Raw genomic sequence first — 2115 nt, 5'->3', positions numbered from 1 at the left:
CGCGGACCGTGTGCTGGCGGGTGGCGACGAACTCGCGGATCTGCTCGCGGGTGCCGTGGCTCATGAGGTCGTTGACGGCCTGGGTGATGCCCCGGCCGGCGCCGTTGAGCATGCGCATCATCTCGACGCGGTCGTCTTCGAGGCGGGCCACGTGCTGGCCCTCCTTCAGGAACGCCGTGAAGGCCTCCTGGTTCTCCTTGCGCAGGGTCTCCTTGCCCGCGGCCTGCACGGCCTTCCCACCGGAGTGGATGATCTGCGAGATCCGGACGTAGTCGTCGTCGAACTGCTGCCTTGCCCGCTCGACGTCCAGGAAGTGCCGCATGGCGTCGGCGTCGCCCTTGAGCGCCTCCGCGGCGGCCTTGCGGACGCCGGGGCCGCTCGCCGGGTCGTTCAGGATCTGCCGGATCTGGGCCCGGTACTGGGCTGCCGGGTCCTCGGCCGGGGTCTTCGCCGGGGTCGTCGCGGGCTTCGCGGCGCCCTGCGGGTCCTGGTCGGGCGCGGTCGGTGACGACGGGGCCGCCGACGCGGCGTCAGCGGCGAAGGCGGGCGAGGAGAGCAGGACAGCCGGGGCGATCGCGGCGGTGGCCACGACGGACGCGATCCGGGGCAGCTTCACAGGCAGGGTTTCCATTCTTCACAGGTGTGATGATCGGCAGCCTGTGCAGGATAGATCGCAGTTCGGTGCTCAATGCATCGATTTTCCGACAAAGGCCGGTCACATCAGGCGCATCCCATCTCCACCGCCACCCCCTCGCGGGAGGACCTGCGGGCCGCCTCCAGCACCGCCAGGCAGCGCGCCGCCTCCTCCGCGGTGACCGGCGCCGGACCGCCCGTACGCAGGGCCGCCGCGACGGCGGCGTAGTACGCGGGGTAGTCGCCGGGGGAAGTGCGCACCGGGATTCCGCCGCCGGTCAGGGGGGACTCGCCGGAGCCCAGCCGCCCCCACAGGTGCTCGGGCTCCTCGCCCCAGGGCTGCGCGTCGGGGTCGTTCCCGCCCGGCCGCAGGCCCTCGCGCAGGGCGGCCTCCTGGGGGTCCAGGCCGTACTTGACGTAGCCGGCGCGCGAGCCGAGCACGCGGAACCGCGGGCCGAGCTGGGCCGCGGTCGCGCTGACGTAGAGGTGGGAGCGGACGCCGTTCGCATGCGTGATCGCGATGAACGTGTCGTCGTCGGCCTCCGCGGCCGGGCGGCGCACGTCGGTCTCCGCGTAGACGCGTACCGCGGGGCCGAAGAGCACCAGCGCCTGGTCCACGACGTGGCTGCCGAGGTCGTACAGCAGGCCGCCGATCTCCTCCGGGGCCCCGGACTCCCTCCAGCCGCCCTTGAGCTGGGGGCGCCAGCGCTCGTAGCGGGACTCGAAGCGCTGGACCTCGCCGAGCTCGCCGTCGGCGAGGAGGCGGCGCAGGGTGAGGAAGTCGTTGTCCCAGCGGCGGTTCTGGAAGACGGAGAGGAAGGTCCCGGTGTTTTATACAGGCGCGGCCAGTCCGTACGCCTCGGCGACGGTGGCGGCCAGTGGCTTGTCCACGACCACGGGGATGCCGGCGGTGAGGGCGGCGGTGGCGAAGGGGACGTGGGTCTTGTTGGGGGAGGCGACGACGACCAGGTCGGGGGCGTCCGGCCGCTGCCACAGCTCGTCGGCGGAGGCGGCGATGCGGACGTCGGGGTGGGCCTCGCGCGCCTGGGCCTGCCGGCCGGGATCGGAGGTGACGACGGTGTCGAGGAGGAGGCCGTCGGTCGCGGACACCAGCGGGGCGTGGAAGACGGAGCCGGCGAGTCCGTAGCCGATGAGCGCTACGCGCAGCGGGGTGGAGGGGGTGGAGGGGGTGCCCGGGGAGGGGGTGGCGTTCATGGGACCACTTTGGCAACAGCGTTGCGTAAGTGCAAGGAGGGTGGACAATGGGCTGGTGAACAGGGGCGACGGGGACGGCGAGGGCAGCAGCGGGCGCGGCGGGGTGAACCTGCCGGCGCTGCGCGGACACAACGAGGCGCTGCTGCTGGACCTGCTGCGCGCCGCCGGGGCGCCGGGGCTGGGCCGCGCGGAGCTCGCGGCGCGTACGGGGCTCACCCCGCAGGCCGTCAGCAAGATCACCGCCCGGCTCGCGGCGGAGGGGCTGGT

General features: G+C 73.3%; 2 protein-coding genes and 1 pseudogene. 1 reads left to right on the top strand and 2 read right to left on the bottom strand.

The genetic code is table 11. The annotated features are described in order from the left end of the window. Positions 1-631, bottom strand: a 631-nt coding sequence (locus SSNG_RS13120) for an ALF repeat-containing protein (protein WP_206731292.1), incomplete at its 3' end; no start/stop codon positions are given. Between the two features lie 89 nt (positions 632-720). Further along, positions 721-1848: pseudogene (locus tag SSNG_RS13115) on the bottom strand (Gfo/Idh/MocA family oxidoreductase). A 55-nt stretch (positions 1849-1903) separates the two neighbouring features. Here SSNG_RS13115 and SSNG_RS13110 point away from each other — a divergent pair. Next, positions 1904-2115, top strand: a 212-nt coding sequence (locus SSNG_RS13110; protein ID WP_042800940.1) for a MarR family transcriptional regulator, incomplete at its 3' end; no start/stop codon positions are given.

Origin of the sequence: Streptomyces sp. C (genome assembly GCF_000158895.1) — a bacterium.
Classification (GTDB): domain Bacteria; phylum Actinomycetota; class Actinomycetes; order Streptomycetales; family Streptomycetaceae; genus Streptomyces; species Streptomyces racemochromogenes.
This window is presented reverse-complemented; position numbering and strand designations above follow the sequence as displayed.